Genomic DNA, 24,256 nt, shown 5'->3' with positions numbered 1-24,256 from the left:
GTTTATAAAGACAACGACTGTCTTTGTGATGAGAAAATATGACGCGACATTATAGCGGCGCACATTGGTCGCGTCGAGCCGCACATCCCCCATCCGGGGCACAGACAGCACAATTTGCGCAAGACTGCCTCCTATATGGGGAAGCCTTGCGCCGAGTTCAAGCGTCAGGTTCGCAATAATTTGCGCTTGCTCACCCTTTTGCACGCCACCCTATGCTTTTTTCATCTCCCGGCGTCGCCGGGAGCGGTGCGGTCAGGGGGTCTGCGACCCAAATTGTCCGCCTTCTCGCATCAGCCATTGCGTCCCTCGGCGCCGCTCGCTATGGTGACTGCCAATTTATGAGTCTGGAGAGACCCACATGTCCTTTTTCCGCTTCTTGTTCAATCTGCTCTGGTTTGTACTGGGGGGCGTCTTTATGGGGCTGGCCTGGTGGCTGGCCGGGCTGCTCTGCTTCGTCTCCCTGATAGGGATCCCATGGGGGCGCGCCTGTTTCGTCATCGGCACCTTTACCTTCTTCCCGTTCGGCAAGCAGGCGGTCAACCGCAAGACAATGACGGGGCAGAGCGACATAGGCACAGGTGCCCTCGGGATGATTGGCAACATCCTCTGGTTCCTGGTGATCGGAGTCTGGCTGGCCATAGGCCACATCGCCTCGGCCCTGGCCTGCTTTGTGACCATCATCGGCATCCCGTTCGGCATCCAGCACCTCAAGCTGGCGCTGATTGCCCTGGCCCCCATAGGCCAGATGATAGTCACCAACCACGAGGCCGAATCCGGTCGCTATATCCGCTAAACAAGAATGCATCGCCAGGCTATGCCTGGGATGTCAAAAAAGGGCAGACTAGGGTCTGCCCTTTTTCATTGCCCCAGTTCGAGGTCCCCCATGCTGCCCAGCCACTTCTTCGCCAACCTCGCCCGCATGCGGCTCATCTACCGCTGGCCCCTGATGCGCAACATACAGCCGGAGAACATCGCCGAGCACAGCCTGCAGGTCGCCATGGTGGCCCACGCCCTCGGCGTCATCAGCAACCGGCTGTTTGAGGGCAAGGTGGATGCCAACCATGCCGCCGTCATGGCCCTCTACCACGACAGCAGCGAGGTGCTGACGGGCGACTTGCCGACCCCCGTCAAATACTTCAACCCCGAGATAGCCCGCGAATACAAGAAGATAGAGCTCGCCGCCGAGCAGCGTCTGCTCGGCATGCTGCCCCCCGAGCTGATGGAAGACTTTCGCCCCCTGCTCGACTCCGGTGCCCAGGACGACGCCCTCGCCCGGCTGGTGAAGGATGCCGACACCCTCTGCGCCTATACCAAGTGTCTGGAGGAGCTGAGTGTCGGCAACCGGGAGTTCGAGCCCGCGCGCAAGCGCCTCGAGCAGATGCTGGAGGCCAGGATGAACCCGGCCATGCGCTACTTTATCGATGTGTTCGTGGCGAGCTTCTCGCTGCCGCTGGATGAGCTCAACGCCCACTGAGCCAGCCCGAACGACCAGAAGACAGAGGGGCCCGCCGGTCTGCACCGGCGGGCCCCTCTTTTTCAGCATATTGCCAGGTTTGGCAAACCTGGCCCTAGGATCAGTGGCCCAGCTCCCGGGAGGGCACCAGACCGCTCGCCCGCCAGGCGGGATAGAGGGTGGCCAGCAGACTCATCAGGATGGCGGCACTGGTCACAATCACCAGATCCTGCATGTGCAGCTCTGTCGGCAGGAAGTCGATGAAATAGATGTCCGGGTTCAAGAAGCGATGGCCGATGAGCTTCTCGATAACGCCCAGGATCTGGGTCAGCTTGCTCGAAAGCAGGCCCCCCAGCAGGGCACCGAGCAAGGCGCCCGCCACCCCGTTCACCATGCCCTGGATGACGAAGGTGAGCCGGATCTGGCCCGGGCTAGCCCCCATGGTCTTGAGGATGGCGATCTCGCTGCGCTTCTCGTTCACCGCCATCACCAGGGTGGAGACTATGTTGAAGCAGGCCACCGCCACCACCATCAGCATCACCACGTACATGACGGTGCGCACCATCTGGATGTCCTGATAGAGATACCCCTGGCGACTCATCCAGCTGCTGATGTAGACGTAGTGCGGGAATTTGCGGGCGGCCGCCACAGTGATGGGCTGGGCCTTGAGCACGTCGTTCACCTTGAGGCTGAAGCCCTCCACAGCGCTGCCCATGCCGGTGATGGACTGGGCATCGGCCAGGTGCATGAACCCGAGCACGCCGTCGAGCTGGCCGCCGATCTCCAGCAGCCCCACCACGGTCAGTGTCTCCCGCCGGGGATTCTTGATCCCCGTCTCGTCTCCCCCTTGGGGCAGCAGCAGGGTCACGGGGTCACCTATCTTGACCCCCAGCTTGTCGGCTATGGTCTTGCCGAGGATCACCCCGTGCTCGCCCGCCTGCAGTTCACGAAAACCCAGCCCCGTCATGTAGTTGCCCGCATCCGACAGGTTCGCCTCAAGCTCGGGCAGCACGGCACGCACCTGCACCCCCTTGATGGCGGAGCCGTGCTCCAGCAGGCCATCGAGGCGGATGACAGGGGCCGCGGCCTCGATCCCGGGCTGGGCCAGCAGGTAGTCCCTAAGCCTCGGCCAGTCGGGCAGCGGCGCCTCCATGCCGATGAGTTCCCCGTGGGGCACCACCGAGAGCACCCGGTTCTTGAGCTCCCGCTCGAAGCCGTTCATGGCGGAGAGGCCAAGAATGAGGGCCATCACCCCGAGGGCTATGCCAATCAGGGAAGAAGCGGAAATAAAGGCGATGAAGCCGTTGCGACGGCGGGAGCGGCTGTAACGCAGGCCCAGAAAGAGGGGCAGCGGCTTGAACATCAGGCGACCTCCGCCATGATGCCGCTCACCAGGGTCACCCGGCGGTGCAGCTTGGCGGCGAGGCTCAAGTCATGGGTGACCACCACGAAGGCCGTACCCAGCTCCCGGTTGAGCTCGCAGAGCAGCTCGTACACCGCAGTGGCACTGGCGTGATCCAGGTTGCCGGTGGGCTCGTCCGCCAGCACCAGGCTAGGCTCGTTGACCAGGGCACGGGCGATGGCCACCCGCTGGCGCTCGCCACCGGAGAGCTCGGAAGGCCTGTGATTGAGACGATGGGAGAGCCCCACCCGTCCCAGCATGCGGGTCGCCTTGTCGGTGGCGCTCGCCACCGACTCGCCGGCGATCAGCAGCGGCATGGCGGTGTTCTCCAGCGCGGTGAACTCGGCCAGCAGGTGGTGGAACTGGTAGACGAAGCCCAGCTCCTGATTGCGAAAACGGGCCTGGGTCTTGCTGTCCCAGTGGTGGATGTCCTGCCCCTTGAACAGCACGGCGCCGCTCGAGGGGTTGTCCAGCGCCCCCATCAGGTGCAGCAAGGTGGTCTTGCCCGAGCCCGAGCTCCCCACCACCGCCAGCATCTCGCCGGGGGCGACGCAGAGATCTATCCCCTTGAGCACCTGGGTCTCCAGATTGCCCTCTTTATAGACATGGTTGAGGGCCTGGCAGCGCAGCAGAGGCTCGCAGGACTGGGGTTCATTCATAACAGGGGCTCCACTTATACCGGTGATAACATTGGCACCGGTCACAACGCCGGCACTCGCACCGGAGGTAACAACAGAAGATGATGGATTCACGGCGCTATTCATAACGTAATGCCTCGGCCGGTTTGACCCGGGCCGCACGGGCCGCCGGATAGAGGGTGGCACTGAAGCTCAGCAGCACGGCACCCAGCAAGATGGTCATGACCTGGGCGGGTTCGACGATGACCGGCAGACCGCTGCCCCCCGCCGCCATATAGAGGTTGAGCCCCACCGCATCGAGCAGGGGGTTGAGTCCGAACGACAGGGCCAGCCCCGCCAGACCGCCAAACAGGGCGCCGATGACGCCGCTCGACGCCCCCAACACCATGAAAATCTTGACTATCCCCGACTCGCTCATGCCCATGGTACGCAGTATGGCGACCTCACCTTCCTTGTCGGTAACCACCATCACCAGGGCGGAGAGGATATTGAAGGTGGCGACCGCGATGATCAGCACCAGCATCAGCCCCATCATGCGTTTCTCCATGGCCACGGCCTGGAAGAGTTCACCTCGCTCCCGGCGCCAATCCTGCCACTCCAGCCCGTCCGGCAGCGCGGTTTTCACCACCTCGTCGGCGGCGAAGGGATCGTCGAGCCAGAGGCGGATGCCGCCCACCGTCTCCTCGGGCAGGCGCAGCAGGCGCTGGGCGTCCCCAAGGGCAATCAGCGCCACCTGGCTGTCCACGTCGGCACCGACCCCGAAGATGCCGGAGACGGTGAAGAGCCGCTGGGCCGGCACCCGGCCAAAGGGGGTGAAGCGGGTCCCTTCGGTCAGGATGAGACGCACCTCGTCGCCAATGGAGACCTTGAGGCGGTTGGCCACCCCCTGCCCCAGCACTATGTGGTATTGGCCGCGTTGCAGGCTGTCCAGCCGTCCCCCCAGCATCTGGGCATGGAGGATGTCATCCTTGGGCCAGCGGGCCGGATCTATCCCCTGCACGCTCACCCCGGTGAGCTGGCCCGGGCTCTGCAACATGCCTTCGCTGTCGAGCATGGGGGCCGTGGCCACCACGTGGGGCAGCTTGTCGAGATCGGGCAGGCCTGGCGGATGGGCATCGATGCGCCCCGCCGGATTGGTCACCACCACGTGGGGGATCACCCCGAGAATGCGCCCCTTGAGCTGCCCTTCGAACCCGTTCATCACCGAAATGACCACCATCAGGGCCGCGACCCCGATGGCGATGCCAAAGGTGGAAAACAGGGAGATAAAGGAGACGAAGCGGTTACTGCGTCGCGAGCCTGCATAACGCAGGCCTATGGCCAGCGAGAGTGGCTGAAAAAGTCCAGTCTTCAAGGATATCTACGTTGCCAACAAAATAAGATGCCGGATAATAGGGTCTGTTGACGCCTCAACGCAAGCCGCGTTGCCGCAGCAGATGACGCCGGGGCAGGCGCAATGGCCCATTCTCCAGAGCCTTAAAGGCAGCCCATGGCGCCATGTTTCGCCCAATGCGCAGGCCCCCGCCGCCATGTTGCGCGCCCCGCCGTGACGGGAGGGCCCCGGGGGATGACCGGACCTGGCTCGCGCCAGGCCGGGGACGCCGCCGCGGGGCAAGGTCAACAGCGCCGTTAAAAATCGTCTATGACAACAAGGGATAGCCTCCATGCAGGAACAGTTCTTCAGCGTCACCCATGCCACGCCGGTCAATGTGATCCCCATGCCGGCCGACTTTCACCTGCCGACGCTGGAGGCCCTTGATGCCGAGCTGCCCGAGCCCTTTCGCATCGCCTCCGCCATCACCTCCATCGATCTGGTGAGCAGCCGCCTGCTGCGCAACCAGAACGAATCCATGCACGATCTGGTGGAGATCATCAATCAGCAGTCCCGCAAGATCGACATGATCATGGGCTTCGTGCTGGCGGCGCAGGATCACCCCGAACATCGCTTCCACACCCTGCGCTTTGGTGCCGGCCAGCTCACCTACCTGCACCCGCGCCAGGGGCACGGCGAGCCGCCGCAACTGCACCAGCTGGTACGACTCAAGATCTTCCTGCGGGAGGAGGCCTCCGCCGTCTACTGCTATGGCGAAGTCAAGCAGCGGGAGTCCGGCGAGCACGGCACCCATGTGGTGCTCGACTATGTGCGGATCCGCGAGGATGACAGGGAGCTGCTGGTGCGTGCCAGCCTGCATGTGCAATCCAAGCAGCTCAAACTGCGTGCCCAAGAGCGTCAGCGCTAATCACAGCCAACGTCAACGTTAAAAGAATCGAACGATGCCAATGAAACTCCCCGCCTTGCCCGCCAAAGCGGGCCAGAAAATAACCCTGGGCCAGCTGGTCGGCAGCAGCCTGGCGCTGGTTGCCGCCCGCCTCACCCGGGAGGCCAACCGCCCCGTCCTGCTGGTGACCGCCGATACCCCGAGCGCCCTGCGCCTCGAACAGGAGCTCAGCTTCCTGCTGGCCGATCAGGGTTGCCCCGTGCTGATGTTCCCGGACTGGGAAACCCTGCCCTATGACACCTTCTCCCCCCATCAGGACATCATCTCCCAGCGGCTCGAGACCCTCTATACGCTGCCGCAGATGAGCAGCGGCGTGCTGATAGTGCCCATCTCCACCCTGATGCTGCGCACGGCGCCCCAGGCCTATCTCGACAAATACAGCCTGATGGTGACCAGCGGCCAGCGCCTCAACCTGCAACAGTTGCGGGGACGGCTGGCGGAGGCGGGCTATGTGGCGGTGGAGCAGGTGCTGGAGCACGGCGAGTTCGCCGCCCGTGGCTCCCTGCTGGATCTCTTCCCCATGGGCAGCAGCCGCCCTTATCGCATCGACTTCTTCGACGACGAGGTGGACTCCATCCGCCCCTTCGATCCCGAGAGCCAACGCTCCAGCGAGCCGGTCAAGAGCGTCAGCCTGCTGCCCGCCCGGGAATTTCCCACCGACGAGGCCGCCATCGAGCTGTTTCGCGGTCAGTTCCGCGAGCAGTTCGAGCTGTCGCGGGCGGAGGGATCCGTCTATCAGGAGGTGAGCAAGGGGCGCTGGCCCGCCGGCATCGAATACTATCTGCCGCTCTTCTTCAGCCAGACCGCCAGCCTGTTTGACTACCTGCCAGACAACACCCTGCTGCTCACCGTGGGGGAGATCTACCCGGCGGCCCAGCGCTTCTGGAACGACATAGGCCAGCGCTATGAAGACAGGCGTTGGGACAATACCCGCCCCCTGCTGCCTCCCCAGCAAATTTACCTGCCGGTAGAGCAGCTCTTCGCCGCCCTCGGCCAGTACGGCGCCGTGCGCCTGCAGGAGGCGGCTACCGACGGCGGCGCGGGCCAGCACGACTTGCCCATAGCCCCCCTGCCCGACTTGCAGCTCGATCACAGCAAGGAGCAACCCCTGCTGGCCCTCAGCCAGTTCCTGCAAGGCTTTGCCGGCCGCACTCTGTTCGCGGTGGAGTCTGAGGGGCGGCGCGAGGGGCTCGGCGATCTGCTCGCGCGGATCAACCTGCAACCCAAGGAGTTCGCCTCCCTCGAGGAGTTCGTCGGGAGCAAGGCGCGTCATGGCCTGCTGGTCAGCCCGCTGGAGCGGGGCTTCCTGCTCGAACCCGCCGGGGCAGAGGCCCTGGCCCTCATCACAGAGACCGAGCTGCTCGGCGGCAAGATCAGAAGCAAGCGGCAGCGGGAGAAGAGCAAGAACCTGAGCTCGGATGCGGTGATCCGCAACCTCGGCGAGCTGACCCAGGGCCAGCCCGTGGTGCATCTGGATCACGGGGTCGGCCGCTATCTCGGGCTCGAGACCCTGGATGCCGGCGGCCTGCCCACCGAATTCCTCACCCTGGAGTACGCCGGTGGCGACAAGCTGTTCGTGCCGGTCACCAACCTCCACCTCATCAGCCGTTACACGGGTTCGGATAACCCCCCCAGCCACAAGCTCGGCGGCGAGGCCTGGGTCAAGGCGCGGCGCAAGGCGGCGGAGAAGGTGCGCGACGTGGCCGCCGAGCTGCTCGATGTCTATGCCATACGCGCGGCGCGGGCCGGCTTTGCCTTCAAGCACGACAAGGAGAGCTACCGCCAGTTTGCCGCCAGCTTCCCGTTCGAGGAGACAGAGGATCAGCTCAATGCCATCAATGCGGTGCTCGGCGACATGTGCCAGGCCAAGAGCATGGACCGGCTGGTGTGCGGCGACGTGGGCTTTGGCAAGACGGAGGTGGCAATGCGCGCCGCCTTCGTGGCGGTGCACGGCGGCAAGCAGGTGGCCGTGCTGGTGCCCACCACCCTGCTGGCCCAGCAGCACTACGACAATTTCCGCGATCGCTTCGCCAACTGGCCGGTGCGGGTGGAGGTGCTGAGCCGCTTCCGCTCCGCCAAGGAGCAGACGGCCGTGCTCAAGGAGCTGGCCGATGGCAAGGTGGACATCATCATAGGCACCCACAAGCTGCTCGGCTCCGACCTCACCTTCAAGGATCTGGGGCTGCTCATCGTCGACGAGGAGCACAGATTCGGGGTGCGTCAGAAGGAGAAGATCAAGGCGCTGCGCGCCGACGTGGACATCCTCACCCTCACGGCCACCCCGATCCCGCGCACCCTCAACATGGCGATGTCCGGCATGCGGGACCTCTCCATCATCGCCACCCCGCCCGCCAAGCGGCTCGCCATCAAGACCTTCGTGCGCCAGCACGAGCCGGCGGTGGTGCGCGAGGCGGTACTGCGGGAGCTCAAACGGGGCGGTCAGGTCTACTACCTGCACAACGACGTCGAGAGCATAGAGAAGTGCGCGGCTGATCTCGCCGAGCTGGTGCCTGAGGCGCGCATCGGCATCGCCCACGGCCAGATGCGCGAGCGCGATCTTGAGCGCATCATGTCGGACTTCTACCACCAGCGCTTCAACCTGCTGGTGTGCACCACCATCATAGAGACCGGCATAGACGTGCCGAGCGCCAACACCATCATCATGGACAGGGCGGATCACCTGGGGTTGGCCCAGTTGCACCAGCTGCGGGGCCGGGTCGGCCGCTCCCACCACCAGGCCTATGCCTACCTGCTCACCCCCCATCCCAAGCTGATGACCAAGGATGCCGCCAAGCGGCTGGAAGCCATCGCCTCCCTTGAAGATCTCGGGGCCGGCTTTGCGCTCGCCACCCACGATCTGGAGATCCGGGGCGCGGGCGAGCTCTTGGGGGACGATCAGAGTGGCCAGATCGAATCGGTCGGTTTCACCCTCTACATGGAGATGCTGGAGCAGGCGGTGGAGGCCCTCAAACATGGCAAGGAGCCGTCCCTCGAGCAGTTGATGAGCCAGCATACCGAGGTGGAGCTGCGTCTGCCCGCCCTCTTGCCGGACGACTACATCCCGGACGTCAACATGCGCCTCTCCATGTACAAGCGCATCGCCAGCGCCGCCGACGAGCAGGAGCTGCGCGAGCTGAAGGTGGAGCTCATCGATCGCTTCGGCCTGCTGCCGGAGCCGACCAAGACCCTCATGGAGATCGCGGCCTTCCGCCAGCGGGCCACGGCGCTGGGCATTCGCCGGGTGGAGATGAGCGATCGCGGCGGCTATCTGGACTTCACCCAGGAAACCAGGGTCAACCCGACCTATCTGGTAAAACTGCTCTCCGAGCAGCCACGTATCTATAAAATGGATGGACCTACCCGTTTGCGCTTCCAGGTACCGAACCAGGACAGGGCCATGCGCCTGAAACTGGTGGATGCCCTGCTGACGGATCTCGCCAACAACAGCCTGTGAGTGTATGCAGTGCTGGCGGCTGGCCAGACAGATAACCCCAACTAAAACGGGAGCCAAATCGGCTCCCGTTTTTTATTTGCTATCTGTCAGCTGCGTACTATCAGCCCTGGTTGGCCGGATCCTCGTGGGCGGAGAACTCGCGCATGAAGGCCTCGGCCCGCTCCACCATCCTGGTGGAGCCGACGAAGTAGGGGGTACGCTGGTGCAGCGCCGTGGGCTGGATGTCCATGATGCGGCCAAAGCCGTCGGACGCCTTGCCACCGGCCTGCTCCACCAGGAAGGCCATGGGGTTGCACTCATAGAGCAGGCGCAGCTTGCCGTTCGGGGAGTTGGTGCCGGACGGATAGATGTAGATGCCGCCCTTGAGCAGGTTGCGGTGGAAGTCGGAGACCAGGGAGCCGATGTAGCGGGAGGTGTAGGGCCTGTGGGTCGCCTCGTCCCGCTCCTGGCAATATTTCAGGTACTTCTTCACCCCGTCCGGGAACTTGATGTAGTTGCCCTCGTTGATGGAGTAGATCTTGCCCTCCTCCGGGATGCGGATGTTCTCGTGGGAGAGGCAGAAGCAGCCGATGGAAGGGTCATAGGTGAAGCCGTTGACCCCAAAGCCCGTGGTGTAGACCAGCATGGTGGAGGAGCCATAGACCACGTAACCGGCGGCCACCTGGCGGTTGCCCGGTTGCAGGAAGTCCTCCAGGGTCACCCCGGCGCCCGGCTTGCTGACCCGGCGATAGATGGAGAAGATGGTCCCGACCGAGACGTTGACGTCTATGTTGGAGGAGCCGTCCAGGGGGTCTATCAGCACCACGTACTTGGAGTGGCGGGAGAGCTCGGAATCGAAGGAGACGAAGTCCTCCTCCTCCTCGGACGCCATGCCGCACACCTCGCCACGGGCCTCCAGCGCCGCCTTGAAGCGCTCATTGGCGTAGACATCCAGCTTCTGCTGCACCTCCCCCTGCACGTTTTCGGCCCCCATGGAGCCGATGATGTCCGCCAGCCCCGCCTTGTTGATCTCCCGGTTCACCACCTTGGCAGCCAGACGAATGGAGCTGAGCAAGGAGGTCAGCTCGCCGGTCGCGGTAGGGTAGTCCGCCTGCTTTTTGACGATGAACTCGCCCATGGTGATCATGTTTCGCATTCTTGTTCCTTTAAGATCGTTTCCGTTGGCCGTTGAAAACGTTTGCAAGTGTCGGCAAAAAAAGTGCCGATCCTCGGCAGCGTTGTTTTGTAACCTAATGTAACGCCTGTTTTTTGTTTTTGCAGCGAATTAAGCCGCCGTATAAATCGCCAGAAAACCCCGTCAGCAGGGGGCTTAGCGCTGAAAACCGGGCTTCAATCGGCGTCTTTCATCATGTTAATTCGTGACAAGAATGCTATTTCACCCCGCCCCTCCCCATCCGGTTCTCTCCCCCGACGCCAGCCGGCCCCCTCTTGAGATCTCCTCCTCAATCCAGCACACTGGCTCGGCTTTGGAAGCAAAAAAACATAAGGATATTCAATGAAAAGGACTCTCATTGCCGGCGCGGTTGCCGCCCTGATCTCCCTCCCCGCCCTGGCGGCCCAGGTGCCCGCAGGCACCAAGTTGCTACCCAGTGCCCAGCAAACCTTCGTGCGCAACATAGGCACAGAACCCGCCTCCATCGACCCTCAGATGGTGGAAGAGAGTGCGGGCAGCGACATAGTCAACGATCTGTTCGAGGGGCTCTACACCCTGGATGGCGACGGCAAGCTGCAGGCGGCCGGGGCACTCGGTTACGAGCTAGATGACACAGGCACAATCTACACCTTCAAGCTCAGACCCGATGCCAAGTGGTCCAACGGCGAGCCGGTGACGGCGGCGGATTATGTCTATGGCTGGCAACGGGCGGCGGATCCCAAAAACGCCTCCAACTACGCCTGGTTCATCGAGCTGACCGGCGTCGCCAACGCCAGCGAGGTGGTGCAGGGCAAGCAGAGCCCGGATGCCCTGGGGATCAAGGCGCTCGATGATCACACCCTGCAGATCACCCTCAAGGCCCCGGTCCCCTTCTTCCTCAAGACCCTATCCCACTACACCACCTTCCCGGCCCCCAGGGCCACCATAGAGAAGTTCGGCCACGAGTGGGTCAAACCGGGCAACATAGTCTCCAACGGCGCCTTCTCCCTCAAGGAGTGGACTCCGAACGAGCGCCTCATCGCCGAGCGCAACCCCCACTACTGGGACAATGAGCACACTGTGCTGAACAAGGTGATCTATCTGGAGATCGTCTCCGATACCGCCGCCTACAACCGCTATCGCGCGAGCGAATTGCACTACACCACCTATCCCCTGGAGCAGTATCAGCAGATCAAGCGCCAGAGCCCGGACGATCTGGTCAGCGCCCCCATGCTCGCCACCTACTACTACGTGTTCAACACCCAGCGCAAACCCTTCGACGACGTCAGGGTGCGCAAGGCGCTCTCCCTTGCCATCGACAGAGACACCATCACGGAGAAGATCCTGGGACAGGGGCAGCTCTCGGCGTTCAGCCTGACCCCGCCGAGCGTCGATGGCTTCGAGCTCAAGCGCCCGGCCAGCGAGCTGATGAGCAAGGAGGCGCGCATCAAGCAGGCCAAGGCGCTGCTCGCCGAAGCGGGCTACGGGCCGCAAAACCCGCTGGATGTGGACATCCTCTACAACACCAACGAGGGGCACAAGAAGATAGCGCTGGCCATCTCCTCCATGTGGAAACACAACCTGGGGGTCAAGGCAGAGCTCAACAACATGGAGTGGAAGACCATGGTCTCGGCCCTGAACGAAGGGGATTTCGGGGTCAGTCGCTATTCCTGGAACGGGGACTACAACGATGCCTCCACCTTCCTCGACATCATGACCTCCAGCAGCAGCGCCAACAGCGGCAAGTGGTTCAACAAGGCCTATGACGCCCTGCTGGCCAAGGCCCATGACGCCAAGGATCCGGCCGAACGCAACCGGCTCTATCAGCAGGCCGAGGCACTGATCGACGAAGAGGCCCCCATAGCCCCCGTCTACTTCTATGTGAAGTCACGGCTGCTCAAGCCCTTCGTCAAGGGCTACCCCTACCATAACCCGCAAGATCTGGTCTATGCCAAGGACCTCTATCTGACAGCGCAATAAGCCCCCCCAGATAGCAAAAGACCGCCTCCAAGGCGGTCTTTTCGTTCAATCTTCCTGGCAGCCGGCCATCGCGAGCCGGGCCCGCCGCCGCACGACCACGGGCTTGACCAGCAGCTGTGCCAGCAGCACTCCCAGCAGTGTCATGCCGCCGCCGATGAGGTGATAGCTGGTGAGCGTCTCTCCCAGCCAGCTGATGGCCAGGGCCGCCGTCATCACAGGCAGCAGGTTCATGAAGATGGCGGTGCGACTGGCCCCGAGCAGGGCTATCCCCTGCATCCAGAGCCAGGGGGAGAGGGCCGAGGTCGGGATCCCCGCATAGAGGATGAGCCAGAGCGCGCTGCCATCCGGCCACTTGCCATCCACCAACAGGTAGAAGGGGGTGAGGAACAGCAGGCTGCAGAGCACCTGGCCGTAGAGCATGGACCAGTTGTCGAGCCCCAGATCCCAGCGCTTGAGCAGCACGCTGTAGAGCGCATAGGTGGCCGCCGACAGCAGCATGTAGACGGATCCGATGTGAATGCCCTGGGTGAAGAGCCGGGTCGGATCCCCCTGCCCCAGCAAGATGGCGAGCCCCAGGATGGAGATGACACCGCCGACGAGGGCACCCCAGGTGGGGCGCTCGCGCAGCAGCCAGATGCTGAGCAGCACCGTCATCAGCGGGGTCAGCCCCATCATCAGCCCGATCTCGGTGGCCCCCAGGGTCTGGGCTGCGTAGTAGCCGAAGGTCTGGTTCAGCACCATGCCGAGCAGGGCCAGCATGGCCAGCCGGGAGAAACCGGCCCGCAGCTTGTCACGCATGCGCCAGGCCCGCCGCGCGAGGAAGGGGGTCAGCACCAGGGCCGCCACCATCCAGCGCGACCAGGCCAGGGCGGCCGGCGAGAGCACCCCCACCGCCAGCTTGCTGACGATGCCGTTGCCGGCCCAGATGGCCATGCAGGAGAAGGGGAACAGGAAAGCAAGGGGCATCGCTATGTCCAGAGAAAGGGGGCGGATATTTCGCGGGAGTATAGAGAGGCAAACAGGATAAGCAAGCACCCTGATGCGGGACGCGGCAACCTTATCCGAAAATCGATTCAAGAGGCCTGAGAGGTGTCACAGAGGCCCAGATGCAATCATGCCCGCACTGGGCGGGCATGAGGGGGAGATGACACCATAGATGCGATTCAAGCGGCATCCATGTGCAGCCTCGATATCAGCTCGTTGACTTCGAGCACCGTCTGACGGTGGGGAATATCGGCTTGCAATGGCATCATCAGCAGGCCCGACTGGAAATCGAAGCGCCCCCTGCCGTGGATGTATATCCGTCCCTTGAAGAAGGTTTTTACATGCTTTGCCACCATCAGTGGCAGGTACTTCTTGAACACTCTCATCGTTTGCAACCTCTTGCAGTTGTATCCGTATGACAGCAGCTTATGCGAGATAATTCCGTTAAATTTGTATAAAAAACCGGAAAAATCGACTCTCTCTTCCCCAAAAAACCAATTTGTAACTTTTTATTAACTTTTACCGTATTGTATGCGGTCCTTCCAGCCAGAGCAAGGCCCCCTTGCCATCTTGCCACTCGATGCAGGCCAGGCCCGAGGTAGCAAACATGGGCGCACCCGCCGCCGGACAGAGGCTCTGCACCAGATACCCGACCAGAGGCAGGTGGCTGACCATCAGGATGTTGTCGTGGGTCGCCGCCAGCGCGGTGAGATAACTCGCCACGAAGGCCGGATCCCCGTAGGGGGTGATCTCGCCGCTCTCCTCGACCTTGAGGGCCTCGGGCAGCTCGGCAGAGATGGCCTGCCAGGTCTGTCTGGCACGCAGGTAGTTGCTGTGGATCACCAGGCTCAGGGAGCCGGCCAGCTGAGGGGCCAACCAGCTCGCCATGTGGATGGACTCTTCGATGCCTTGCTCGGTCAGTGGACGCTGTTCATCAGTCTTTGCGTTCATGCCAGCCTGGCCATGACGCATGATGTAGATTTTCATTACAACCTCGCCCAGGGGGCCTGTTTAAATAGCGGGGGGATCTTACCCCGCCATGCAGGGGGAAACAATTGCGCTACCTCTCAGAAAAGGGTTTGCCTCGTGAGATAGCGGGGTCGATAATCATGTTTAAATTCAAATAAATTCACCGCGAGTCACGCCCCAATGAGCCCATATGCCAGTCCCAACGACCATCGGCGGTATCACTATCTGGAGCTGGCAAACCGGCTCAGGGTCTTGCTGATCTGCGATCCCGAGACCGATAAATCGGCCGCCTCCCTGGCCGTCAACACCGGCCACTTCGATGACCCTGTCGATCGCCAGGGCATGGCCCATTTCCTTGAGCATATGCTGTTCCTCGGTACTCGTACTTATCCCAAACCCGGCGAGTACCAGCAGTTCATGAGCCGCCACGGGGGCAGCAACAACGCCTGGACCGGCACCGAGTTCACCAACTTCTTCTTCGACATCGACAACGGCTTCTTCGAAGCGGGGCTGGATCGCTTCTCCCAGTTCTTCATCTGCCCCACCTTCGCCCCCGAGTGGGTCGACAAGGAGCGCAACGCGGTCGACTCCGAATACCGCCTCAAGTTGCAGGACGATGTGCGCCGCAGCTATCAGGTGCACAAGGAGACGGTCAACCCGGCCCACCCCTTCTCCAAGTTCTCGGTCGGCAACCTGGATACCCTGGCGGACTTGCCCGGCCGGGATCTGCGCTCCGACCTTATTGCGTTCTACGAAACCCACTACAGTGCGGATCGCATGGCGCTGGTAATGCTCTCTCCGGCATCCATTGAAACCCAGCTGGCCTGGTGTGATCGCTTCTTCAGCACAATTCCGGATCGTCGCCTGGGCCCCCCCGCCCTCTCGGCGCCCCTCTACCGGCTCGATGATCTCGGCATCCGCATCCAGATAGCGCCGGTCAAGGAGACCCGCAAGCTGGCGCTGACCTTCCCGCTGCCGAGCGTGGATGCCCTCTATGACAAGAAGCCCCTCACCTTCCTGAGCCACCTCATCGGCTACGAAGGGGAAGGCAGCCTGCTCTCCCTGCTCAAGGCGAGAGGCTGGGTCAACCAGCTCGCCGCCGGAGGCGGCATCAGCGGCGCCAACTTCAAGGACTTTGGCATCAGCTTCGGCCTCACGCCCCTCGGGCTTGCCCATGTGGACGACATCATCGCCGCCCTGTTCGGCTACCTGAAACTCATCGAACGCCATGGCCTGCAGGCCTGGCGTTATGACGAGAAGCGCAGCGTGCTGGAATCCGCTTTCCGGTTCCAGGAGCGGGGCCGGGCGCTGGACACCGTCTCGGGGCTGGTGCTCAATCTGTTCAGCTATGCCCCGGACGATCTGCTCCACGGCGACTACATGATGCGCGAGTACGATGAGCCCCTGATCCGGCGCTTCCTCGCCAAGCTGACCCCCCACAACCTGCGCGTAACCATACAGGCGCCGGAGGTGAGCACGGATCGCCTGGCCCGCTGGTATCAGACCCCTTACAGCGTCCAGGCCATCACCGAGGCCGAGAAGATCCGCTGGCAGCAGAGCGAGCCGGATCCCGCCTTGCATCTGCCCTCCCCCAACCCCTTTATCAGCAACCGCCTCGACGCCAGAACGCCGTCCCTCAGTGCCGACATGCCGGCCTGCCTGGTCGACCGCCCCGGCTTTCGCCTCTGGCACCTGCACGAGCATCTATTTGGGGTGCCCAAGGGGAGCCTCTATATCTCCATCGACAGCGAGCATGCGGTCAGAAGCCCGCGCCACATCGCCATGGCCAGGCTGGCGGTGGAGCTGCTCACGGATCACCTCAATGCCCTCACCTACCCGGCCGAGCTCGCCGGGCTCGGCTACCAGATCTATGCCCATCAGGGGGGCTTTACCATCAACCTGAGCGGCTTTGCCGACAAGCTGCCGCTGCTGCTCGACATGATCCTCGGCAACCGTACCCTGGGCTATCCGGATCCGGCGCGCTTCAGCGAAATCAAGGAGCAGCTCATCCGCAACTGGGAGAACCAGTCCAAGACCAGACCCATCTCCCAGCTGTTCAACCAGCTCACCAGTTTGCTGCAACCGAACAACCCGCCGTTCGAGCAGTTGCTGCGCCACCTGCGCACCATAGCACTCGACGAAATGCCCGACTTCGTCGCCCGACTCTTTGCCGAGGTGCACATAGAGACCCTGGTGCACGGCGACTGGACCGCCGCCGAGGCGCTTGAGCTGGCCGCCCTGCTGGAGCGTCACCTCGGCGTCAGCAGCCAGCCCAGCGCCGAGACCCGCCGCCCTCTCATCTCCATTCAGGACAGGGGGACCCTCATTCGCGAGCAGGGGTGCGATCACGAAGACTCGGCGCTGCTGGTCTATTACCAGTCCCGCACCACCCGGGCGCGGGATCTCGCCTGCTTCACCCTGGCCAACCACATCATGTCCTCCACCTTCTTCCACGAGCTGCGCACCCGCCAGCAACTGGGCTACGTGGTGGGGGCCGGCAACCTGCCCCTCAACCGTCATCCCGGCCTCATCTTCTATATACAGTCGCCAGTGGCCGGGCCGCAGATCCTGCTGGACGCGGTGGAGGAGTTCATCGATCTCTTCCCGCTGGCCATGCTGGAGTTCACCGAGCAGCAGTGGCAGGACAGCAAGGCGGGCTTGCAGGCCCAGCTCAGCGAGCGGGATGCCAACCTGCGCAGCCGTGGCCAGCGGCTCTGGGTCAGCATAGGCAACAAGGATCTGGGCTTCGATCAGCGGGAGCGGGTACGCGAGGAGGTGGGCAGGCTCAGCCGCGCCGATCTGGTGCGCTTTATCACCCAGCTGCGCTCGCGTACCTCGGATCGGCTGATCCTCTGCAGCTATGGCCTGGGCCACGAGCACGACGAGCGGATCACCGGCCAGTTCATCGACGATCCCAAGGCGTTCCGGCTCAATGCCGCCACCTTCGAGGCCTGATCGGGCCTCGATACCCGTCCCATTTCCCCGCCCCACGACAGATTGCAGACAATAAAAAGCCGACCCCTGGGGGTCGGCTGGAAAAACCATAATCAATTGCGACCGGGGCCGCCAAAAGTGAACATGAGCGTGAAAATCAGACACTGAGTCGATGAACGGCCGAATGGTTCAAACCAGAGCGTATCGGTCGACACCTGCAGTGATTGAGAAACAGCCTCATCTTAGGCATTCCCCCGATTTGTCACGTTGATCTATGTCAAAGGAGGTAAAGAAGCTCGCTTCTCCTCTTCAGTGGCGGGATCACACTGTCACCTCAGCCCCGACGGATCAGGCGATAAGCCACCTCATCGAAATAGGAGAGCTGCCCCGAAAGCACCCTGGGGTGATCCAGCTCGGCGGCGCGCCCCAGCACCTCCACGCTAAAGTCGCGCTCGAACAGGGTACGCACCTCCATCTCTCCCACCGAGAACGGCGGCTGCACCTGCTGCTCCGGCTGATACTCGAGGGTCACCAGCAGCACCTGACCACCCGCCTCGATAAGGCGGCTCATCAGGGTCGCATACTGGCGGCGCATGGCCGTCGGCAGGGCGATGAGAGCGGCCCTGTCATAGGCGAGCCGGTAGCGGCGTCCAAGCTCGGGGGCGGCGAAAAAATCCCCCTGATAGATGCGCAGATCGTCGTGCTGGTGACACTGATAGGGGCCCACCTCGGTCAGTGCCTCGGTCAGGCCGTTTTCGCTGAAAAACTGGCTGATGGCCAGGGCCGAGAGTTCGAAACCATCCACCGGATGCCCCTGACCGCTCAGCCAGAGCAGGTCGCGGGACTTGCCACACAGGGGCACCAGAACGGGCTCACCCTGCTGCTGGGCCGACCACCAGGATTGCAGCCAGCGGTTGAAATCTGCCTGATGAAAGCCAATCCGGTTCTCTTTCCACTTCTGATGCCAAAACGCCGCTTCCATCATCATCCCCTCGTCATCTGCAATGATGCATCAATATCACAACTTCATCGGGGCGGCGCAACCCTTGTTGCCCCCTGCTCCGCCTTTTTGCAAAACAGAGGGTTGCAACTTCAGCGGGGGCCGCGAGGAGTCATTTCCAAGATGCTCATCTCCTGGCCAAGGACTAAGGCCCTGCTCCGGGAGCAACAGCTCGATGACACCTAAGCGGCCTCATTCAGGCACAGGCAGGCTGCGCCGTCATGGTGGTCGCCACGGCGTCTATCCGGGCAACAATCTCTGCAAACGAGGGGCGCTGCAACACAGCCTCCAGGAAACACTCTTCGGCCAGTGAGTGAAGCGCCCCAAGCGCCTCGACCCTGGGGTGGCAGCGCGCCAGCAGCTCCTCCAGCAGGCAGCCAAAGGCCCTGACTTCCAGACGCTCGAGCCGGGCAGCCAGCTTGCGGTCGGCACTGTCATAACAGGAGGCGGCGCCGAAATCCCCGAGCAGCACCCGGCCCTGTTCCTGAACAGAGTGCAGCAGAGAGTGCAGCATGTTGTGGGCGTAGAGATCCCCGTGCAGTATCCCCCTCTCATGCAGATGCCGGGCGGCGGCGGCCACCCCCTGCACCATGGCAATCAGGGCGTTCGGGGTGAAGGTCAGATCCGCCGGATAGACATCCCGGGTGCAGGAGTCCAGACTCGGCGGCCCGGCCAGATTGACAAACCGGGGGTCTATCAGCGTCATCACCAGGGTCGGCATGCCGGAGGGGTGATCGCTGACTCGGCCCGCCACCCCTATGAGGTTGGGGTGCCTGCCTGCGGCGAGCGACACCGCCATCTCGCAGCGAGGCAGGCCATCGCTGGTCACGGCCCCCTTGAAGAGTTTGACCGCCACCCCCTGCGTCCCCTCATCGGAGCGCAGTGCTGCGCTGTGGATAATCCCGGACGCCCCCTGCCCCAGTTGCTCCCCCAACGTCAGCGCCTGCCAGGGGATCTCGGCCGCAACTGCCGTCTCGTCGAGTCGGCGCTCCTGCTCGTCGCTAAAGGGGTTGCCTGCATAGGCCAGCCAGGCGAGGCGCGGCAAATCGAGCAGCCACTCGGGGAGTGCCTCCAGCCGGTTGGCGGCGATGCGCAGCAGTTCGAGTCGATGGCAATTGGCCAGAGTCTCTGGCAAGGCGGTCAAGCGGTTGCCCGCCAGCATCAGCTTTTGCAGGGCGGCGCACTGGCCTAGCTCGTCCGGCAGTCGTTCGATGACGTTGTCGGTCAGAATAAGCCAGCGCAGTCTGGTGGGCAGTGATGTCGGGGAGACCACTTCGATCCGGTTGGCCTTGAACCCCACCATGGTGAGTGCAGGGCAGCGCCCCAGCACCTCTGGCAGCTCGGTGAAGCGGTTCTCGGAGCAGAATATGATGCGAAGCTTCTTGAATTCGGCCAACTCGTCCGGCAGCGTGCTTAACTGGTTGCCGGTGAGATCCAGCACCTCCAGGGTCTCCTTGAGGCTAAAAATCTCGGGGGGGAAAACCGTCAGATTTTCAGCGAGCTTAAGGTGGCGAGCGCCGCACAGTTCACCCGCGCGCAGCTGTTCCAGGGTATGCATAACCATTTCTCAATCTTGTCGTGGCCCTGCCTAGCGGCGCTAAAGCAGACCATATGGCACCGCCGGACATAAGCCCGGCGGTTTAAAGGGGGGGCATTATAGAGAATTGGGATCGAGATCGCCTGTTTTGTTACAGATGGCCGCCAGTGCCATCGGCCTCGTGGTGGGCGCCAACCCCGTCGCCTTGATGATCCCCTGCCACAGACTCATCCAGCAAAATGGCAAGCTCGGCGGCTATCACTGGGGCGAGACCCGCAAACAGGCGATACACACCAGGGAAGCGGCGAGGTATGAATGGAGAGGGTATTCACCTGATAGCGGTAGCGACGAATACCGCCTTGACCTGGTCTATCTTTCGAAAGCCGCCTTCACCTTTGAAGCCACGTGGGCCGTACGGATGTATCGCACAGCCTACAGAGAGCGAAGCAAGCGAGGTCAATCGCCTGGTTGGCTTTCGCGTTTACCAGCACTCGCACCTTCCATTATTTTCTCAAACCGGAACATCTCATCGTCATCTCCTTTGCCATCAATATGGTGTGAGACCTGATGAGGATCTGGATGGTACTTGTTGTAGAAATCGACAATTTTGAAACCACATCTATTCACGTAGAAGTGAATATTCCTTTTCTCAAAATATGGCGTCACCGTTTCCCAGACTTTAGTGAGAGGAAACGCGTTTTCAATCGCATGCCAGGCTTTAAGGCCCAAGCCTTTGCTCTGTTGGCTCGTCGCGATGAAAAAGAATGACAGTGAGTTGCGACCGCTCATCTGGTCTATCACTACCACGGCTCCGCCAACACGTTGTTCGGCTGCCATGATCCAGTATGTAACGGCCCCCTTGGTGTGAAATGACTGTTCAATATCTTCGTCAGAAGGAATGGGCTCTTCAAGTGGGTGTCCAAAGTCTGCCTCTGCCGCCACACGAAAAGCATCCTGCAAGGCGACCTTGAACTCGGGAAGGCTGCCAGGATCAGCCTCTAGGAGGCTGATGTTTTCGTTCTCTTCTGATCCTTTCACTTATTTAATCCCCGACAGATATCTCATGAACATTGAACGGCAAAGAAGAGCACCGACCTGGCTTGGAAACGTGATTGAAATACCCATAGCTATGCGGCTCCCATTGCCCAGCCCCCACGTTTGGTTAAGGGGCGGATTTTAGCCAGCCTTAGTGAGGCAGGCGAGCGATTTGAACTCGTTGTTAGGGTAACGCCCCACCTCCCTGCATGTGAGCGGTACCTACTTTCAGATCAGCGTCTGGCGGGCGCTGCTCGAGATCCCGCCAGCCAAAGTGGTGAGCTACGCCCAGGTAGCAAGCGCCATCGGCAACCCCAAGGTCGCCCGCGCCGCGGGGTTGGCGGTGGGCACCAACCCCGTCGCCTTGATGATCCCCTGCCATAGAGTCATTCAGCAAAACGGCAAACTCGGCGGCTATCACTGGGGCGAGACCCGCAAACAGGCGATACACGCCTGGGAGGCGGCAAGGTACGAGTGAGTTCACCTTTTATGCTCTCCTGATAGGGGACAATAAGCACACCTCATCACCCCTTAATAACTACACACACTTAACTTAAACAAAGCTTGGAAAATACCAAAAACAAAACATATCTGATCCAGTAAATTATTATAAACCCCCCTTACCAAATAGTAAGGTTCTCGGAGCAGTATATTCAGTAGCTTTAGACAAAATTAAGCTTGCAAACAAACAAGATAAAGCCAAGACGTTACTTAACATCGTAATTTTCTGCCAACCTTGAATTAATCCGTGTTTCTCTAGCTCAAAGACCATCGCTACCGGCACCGCCCCAGCTAATGCTCGGTATATGCCATGAATAGCAAAACCAAGCTGGTGTGTAAACTCATGTAACTTTTGAAAAACACTTGATAATAACTGATTGGTTTTTAGCACCTGGCGATTTACAAACCAAACAACAAAATGGACACATAGGAGATATAAAAAATAATTAAAAATAAGATCTCCAGGATTTAAGCTTGCAAGTGTTTTTATCGCTGAAAAATCTGGTTGATTTCTAGCTAAAATCATTGGTACTGAGCCTAACAAGAATGAAAATAAAACTTCTACTTTCAATGAATATATCATGATTTAACCATATTTATAGCGCCTTATTAAGATGCAAGCAACGCAATACCAATGCTACCGCATGCCGCTTTACACACTAAACGTAACGCATGGTAAAAACTCCACGCGTTGCAAGTCACTCTTAAATTGTTATGCACTTTTTGTGAAGTGCCGCTCTATATCATACCCAACAGCAGATCCTCTTTGCTCAAACATGTTGATGTACTTCTTTATTTCTTGCTTACCATTAGAACCAAAAATCAAGCTATTTAATGTTGCCCTGATACCGAATTGATTTTTAAGAGTATTAACTGGATTAGCTGGCGCAACCATTTTAAAAATTCCCATCCCCGCCTCCATAGTTACTGGTTTGTGTGCAGAACCTAACCCGATTTTTGAATTCACATACTCCGAAACAGAATCTAATTGACTGCGATAGTTAGTAATCTCCTTCAAATTGTCTTCAGATAATGCATTCTGAAACAACTTTAACCATTCTCTCAATTTTGCAAAATCTTGCCTCATTTGTAGAGCAACATCAATAAGTTGGTTCGGATAGGATGATTCCTGAATGACTCGAACAGGAATAGCCGGTATATTTACAAATAGCGAATATAATGAATCTGTTCCAAATGCTTTTTTTGACACCTTCATCTGTTCATCATTTAAAAATGAGGTAAGTTGATGCAGAGCATCACCCGCAGGCAGCATGAACCCTGAGTTAACAAAGAATCTCTTTCTCAGAGGATGAGGAGTATAACTCTTTTCATAAACAAAGCTTCGAGCACACATTCCTGCGCCGCCCCACATTGTTGCTGATAAAAGTGGATGCTGAGCTCTTTTAGTTTCTTTCCAGCTTAATACATTTTCATTATGAGCTAACTTCAACGACTCCGTTGAGCTCATATGCTGAATGATACGATCCCGTGGTTCAACTAGTTTGTAAGGTTCTTCTAAAAATGGATAACTTCTTACTACACCTAAAGTTTTGGCAGTTAGTATAGGACTACTTGTTTGTACCCATGCATGTTCAAATTTAGCCTCAACTAAGATCTCATCCCTTAAAACCAAATCAGTTAAAAAATCGAACAAAGCTTCTGTTTGGATTGATGGATAACTAACTTTCTTATAACTATGCTCACCATTTTTTATAGTAATTTCGTCCGCAGACGAATTTTCCATACCATACACAAACAAGCTAGATATATCTTGAAGAGACCAATTGTCCGCAATAATACCTTGTGCCATTTTAACTTCCTCCCTGATGAACAAATTTAATAAAATATATAGCACCAAAATTTAGGCTGGTTTGACTCGCAGCGGAAAGCTGGTCTGGCAATATGCGCTTGTTAGATTCCTACATTCAGAGCTGAAGCAAGCTCCTTCAAAATCCTTTCGGACAACTCAACCATGTATTTACTTACAACCGGCTCAGCACCATGAATTATTGAATTTCTTAAGGAGATAAGGTTTTTTATATCACCAAAAAGACCTTGATCAATTTTTTTAGCTTGATATATAAATTCGACCAGTTTTACATTCGAGATCCTTCTTCTTGGACGATGCTCACCTTCAAACTCCGATTGATATGCTTGGCCATATTTATGGAGTATATATTCGAGTCGATTGTAATTGGTTAAGAAATTTTCAAGGCTTCCTTTGTCTGCTGTATCAGTAGTTGGGTCAACTCTTTGTTGGATAATTTTACTTTCTTTTTCGATTCTCTTCGGCGCAATTACATCAAACATGAAATAAGCAATAACCAACAAATTTATAAAAAATGCTGATTGTGCTGTATTCATCAGAATAGTATTTAGAGTTGTTCTTTCACTGCTTTCAGATGAAATTACAAGATTTGATATTACTAGAGTAAAAATTGATAATGCCGTCACAAAGATAAGTATATTGAAATATCTTTCCTTGAGGCTATCAACAGCAACTGTCAATGTATCATCTTCAAACTCTTCTCGACTCAGTTCATTTCGAAAAAATATAAATCCTGTCAATGTCAATCCATAAATCCCCGCCAACACTTGCGCAGAAGTAGAGTACAAATAAAATATCTGATTTTCGTTTAGGATTAACAAAGGACAATTAATTCCTATTACGCTCGTAAACAGGGAAATAAATATAAGAATTATTAAAGACCCTGTTACAATTTTTGTCGGTGTCAAAAACACACTCCTTTATTTAAGAGGAATTTAACAGTTATTAAATTTAAGGCGGTACGGATCCAATACCAGAGTCTACCGTATAACCCCGATCTACCTTCATAGCCACCACAAGAATTCATTTTAAATAATAATATTACCAGTCTGTCTCTGGAATCTGAGCGTATTTGCCTGGCTTCCTTTTTAGCCCTACCACTTCCGCTGTATAAAAAACAACCAATGAGT

19 protein-coding genes and 2 pseudogenes are annotated in these 24,256 nt (G+C 59.0%); 8 read left to right on the top strand and 13 right to left on the bottom strand.

What is annotated here, in order from left to right:
* Nucleotides 1-358: 358 nt before the first annotated feature.
* Nucleotides 359-793: a YccF domain-containing protein gene (locus OC537_RS05220; protein ID WP_106886933.1), complete on the top strand. Its 435-nt coding sequence runs from the start codon at nucleotides 359-361 to the stop codon at nucleotides 791-793.
* A gap of 90 nt (nucleotides 794-883) precedes the next feature.
* Nucleotides 884-1,474 carry a 5'-deoxynucleotidase gene (gene yfbR, locus OC537_RS05215; RefSeq protein WP_262110013.1) on the top strand — a complete coding sequence of 197 codons (591 nt, stop codon included), beginning with the start codon at nucleotides 884-886 and terminating at the stop codon, nucleotides 1,472-1,474.
* Nucleotides 1,475-1,574: 100 nt separating this feature from the next.
* Here yfbR and lolE read toward each other — a convergent pair whose 3' ends face one another.
* The 3 genes from lolE to OC537_RS05200 all read right to left on the bottom strand — a co-directional run bounded on the left by lolE (nucleotide 1,575) and on the right by OC537_RS05200 (nucleotide 4,847).
* Nucleotides 1,575-2,816, bottom strand: coding sequence for a lipoprotein-releasing ABC transporter permease subunit LolE (gene lolE / locus OC537_RS05210; protein WP_262110011.1), 1,242 nt, complete (start codon nucleotides 2,814-2,816; stop codon nucleotides 1,575-1,577).
* Nucleotides 2,816-3,514: a lipoprotein-releasing ABC transporter ATP-binding protein LolD gene (gene lolD / locus OC537_RS05205; protein ID WP_042650389.1), complete on the bottom strand. Its 699-nt coding sequence runs from the start codon at nucleotides 3,512-3,514 to the stop codon at nucleotides 2,816-2,818. The genes lolE and lolD overlap by 1 nt, the downstream gene beginning before the upstream one ends.
* Nucleotides 3,515-3,611: 97 nt before the next feature.
* Nucleotides 3,612-4,847, bottom strand: coding sequence for a lipoprotein-releasing ABC transporter permease subunit (locus tag OC537_RS05200; protein WP_139745702.1), 1,236 nt, complete (start codon nucleotides 4,845-4,847; stop codon nucleotides 3,612-3,614).
* A 310-nt stretch (nucleotides 4,848-5,157) separates the two neighbouring features.
* Between OC537_RS05200 and OC537_RS05195 the strand changes: the two genes are divergently transcribed.
* Nucleotides 5,158-5,733 carry a PilZ domain-containing protein gene (locus tag OC537_RS05195; protein WP_171276060.1) on the top strand — a complete coding sequence of 192 codons (576 nt, stop codon included), beginning with the start codon at nucleotides 5,158-5,160 and terminating at the stop codon, nucleotides 5,731-5,733.
* 40 nt (nucleotides 5,734-5,773) lie between these two features.
* Entirely contained in the window at nucleotides 5,774-9,226 is a 3,453-nt protein-coding gene (gene mfd / locus OC537_RS05190) for a transcription-repair coupling factor (protein ID WP_262110560.1), read from the top strand.
* Nucleotides 9,227-9,326: 100 nt separating this feature from the next.
* Here the strand turns inward: mfd and fbp are convergent, their stop codons facing one another.
* On the bottom strand, nucleotides 9,327-10,361 hold the full coding sequence (fbp, locus tag OC537_RS05185) for a class 1 fructose-bisphosphatase (RefSeq protein WP_025326809.1): 1,035 nt from the start codon (nucleotides 10,359-10,361) through the stop codon (nucleotides 9,327-9,329).
* Nucleotides 10,362-10,721: 360 nt separating this feature from the next.
* Between fbp and OC537_RS05180 the strand changes: the two genes are divergently transcribed.
* Nucleotides 10,722-12,338: a peptide ABC transporter substrate-binding protein gene (locus OC537_RS05180; RefSeq protein WP_262110006.1), complete on the top strand. Its 1,617-nt coding sequence runs from the start codon at nucleotides 10,722-10,724 to the stop codon at nucleotides 12,336-12,338.
* A gap of 45 nt (nucleotides 12,339-12,383) precedes the next feature.
* Here the strand turns inward: OC537_RS05180 and OC537_RS05175 are convergent, their stop codons facing one another.
* From OC537_RS05175 to sixA, 3 genes are all read right to left on the bottom strand, one after another.
* Entirely contained in the window at nucleotides 12,384-13,304 is a 921-nt protein-coding gene (locus OC537_RS05175; RefSeq protein WP_163136896.1) for a DMT family transporter, read from the bottom strand.
* A gap of 197 nt (nucleotides 13,305-13,501) precedes the next feature.
* Complete coding sequence (locus OC537_RS05170; protein ID WP_005324080.1) at nucleotides 13,502-13,708, bottom strand: DUF1107 domain-containing protein; 207 nt, start codon at nucleotides 13,706-13,708, stop codon at nucleotides 13,502-13,504.
* Between the two features lie 133 nt (nucleotides 13,709-13,841).
* Nucleotides 13,842-14,309, bottom strand: coding sequence for a phosphohistidine phosphatase SixA (sixA, locus tag OC537_RS05165; protein WP_025326806.1), 468 nt, complete (start codon nucleotides 14,307-14,309; stop codon nucleotides 13,842-13,844).
* A 162-nt stretch (nucleotides 14,310-14,471) separates the two neighbouring features.
* On the opposite strand from sixA, the gene OC537_RS05160 reads away from it, so the two are divergent.
* Entirely contained in the window at nucleotides 14,472-17,246 is a 2,775-nt protein-coding gene (locus tag OC537_RS05160) for an insulinase family protein (protein ID WP_111912010.1), read from the top strand.
* 313 nt (nucleotides 17,247-17,559) lie between these two features.
* Here OC537_RS05160 and OC537_RS05155 read toward each other — a convergent pair whose 3' ends face one another.
* Complete coding sequence (locus OC537_RS05155; RefSeq protein WP_262110559.1) at nucleotides 17,560-18,207, bottom strand: thiopurine S-methyltransferase; 648 nt, start codon at nucleotides 18,205-18,207, stop codon at nucleotides 17,560-17,562.
* Nucleotides 18,208-18,421: 214 nt separating this feature from the next.
* Nucleotides 18,422-19,783 (bottom strand): leucine-rich repeat-containing protein kinase family protein, encoded by a 1,362-nt coding sequence (locus OC537_RS05150; protein WP_262110000.1) that lies wholly within the window; start codon nucleotides 19,781-19,783, stop codon nucleotides 18,422-18,424.
* A gap of 139 nt (nucleotides 19,784-19,922) precedes the next feature.
* Here OC537_RS05150 and OC537_RS05145 point away from each other — a divergent pair.
* Nucleotides 19,923-20,078 (top strand): annotated as a pseudogene (locus OC537_RS05145) (methylated-DNA--[protein]-cysteine S-methyltransferase); the annotation flags it as partial.
* A 140-nt stretch (nucleotides 20,079-20,218) separates the two neighbouring features.
* Here OC537_RS05145 and OC537_RS05140 read toward each other — a convergent pair.
* Nucleotides 20,219-20,800, bottom strand: coding sequence for a GNAT family N-acetyltransferase (locus OC537_RS05140; protein ID WP_262109998.1), 582 nt, complete (start codon nucleotides 20,798-20,800; stop codon nucleotides 20,219-20,221).
* A gap of 190 nt (nucleotides 20,801-20,990) precedes the next feature.
* Between OC537_RS05140 and OC537_RS05135 the strand changes: the two are divergent.
* Nucleotides 20,991-21,275, top strand: a pseudogene (locus OC537_RS05135) (methylated-DNA--[protein]-cysteine S-methyltransferase); the annotation flags it as partial.
* Between the two features lie 129 nt (nucleotides 21,276-21,404).
* Here OC537_RS05135 and OC537_RS05130 read toward each other — a convergent pair.
* The 3 genes from OC537_RS05130 to OC537_RS05120 form a co-directional block, all read right to left on the bottom strand.
* Nucleotides 21,405-21,869 carry a hypothetical protein gene (locus tag OC537_RS05130; RefSeq protein WP_262109996.1) on the bottom strand — a complete coding sequence of 155 codons (465 nt, stop codon included), beginning with the start codon at nucleotides 21,867-21,869 and terminating at the stop codon, nucleotides 21,405-21,407.
* A gap of 141 nt (nucleotides 21,870-22,010) precedes the next feature.
* Nucleotides 22,011-23,108, bottom strand: a complete 1,098-nt coding sequence (locus tag OC537_RS05125) for a hypothetical protein (RefSeq protein ID WP_262109994.1) — start codon at nucleotides 23,106-23,108, stop codon at nucleotides 22,011-22,013.
* Between the two features lie 101 nt (nucleotides 23,109-23,209).
* Nucleotides 23,210-24,034 (bottom strand): hypothetical protein, encoded by an 825-nt coding sequence (locus OC537_RS05120; protein ID WP_262109991.1) that lies wholly within the window; start codon nucleotides 24,032-24,034, stop codon nucleotides 23,210-23,212.
* Nucleotides 24,035-24,256: the final 222 nt, after the last annotated feature.

Source organism: Aeromonas sp. Marseille-Q5825, from assembly GCF_946892685.1.
Classification (GTDB): domain Bacteria; phylum Pseudomonadota; class Gammaproteobacteria; order Enterobacterales; family Aeromonadaceae; genus Aeromonas; species Aeromonas rivipollensis.
Note: the sequence above shows the minus strand (reverse complement) of the source record. Positions and strands in the feature narration are given on the sequence as shown.